General features: G+C 51.3%; 1 protein-coding gene. It reads left to right on the plus strand.

Annotated features, from left to right (window positions below; genetic code table 11):
• The coding region (locus CDH47_RS17465; RefSeq protein ID WP_100641628.1) for a manganese efflux pump MntP at positions 1–497 on the plus strand (497 nt) is incomplete at its 5' end.
• Positions 498–511 lie beyond the last annotated feature (14 nt).

Consider the following 511-nt stretch of genomic DNA (forward strand, 5'->3'; position numbering starts at 1 on the left):
CTATAGGCAAGGGGGCAACCCTCAATAGGCCCCACCTTCTAGAAGCTTTAAGAATAGGACTCATTTTCGGGTCGATTGAGGCAGTCACCCCACTGATTGGCTGGCTAATTGGCCGGTCGGCTTCGGCCTACGTAGAGGCCTGGGATCACTGGATAGCATTTGCCCTGCTGGTGGTTCTCGGTTTGCACATGATCCATGAAGGCCTGAAGCCGAGTGAAGAAGAAACAGAAAAGCCCTCTAGGCAGCCATTCTTCAAGACTGCTCTGACTGCAATCGGCACGAGTATTGATGCTATGGCAGTCGGCGTTGGATTAGCATTTATCGAGGTAAATATCTGGCTAGCGGCGGCACTCATTGGTTTGACCACGACTGTCATGGTGACACTGGGAGTCATGCTTGGTCGAGTTGTGGGCTCTGTGTTGGGACACCGAGCGGAAATATTTGGTGGGCTTACGCTAATCGCGGTAGGGGTATGGATATTATCAGGCCATCTATAGTGCCTTATAAAACA

The organism is Marinobacter salexigens (genome assembly GCF_002806945.1).
GTDB classification, from domain to species: Bacteria; Pseudomonadota; Gammaproteobacteria; order Pseudomonadales; family Oleiphilaceae; genus Marinobacter; species Marinobacter salexigens.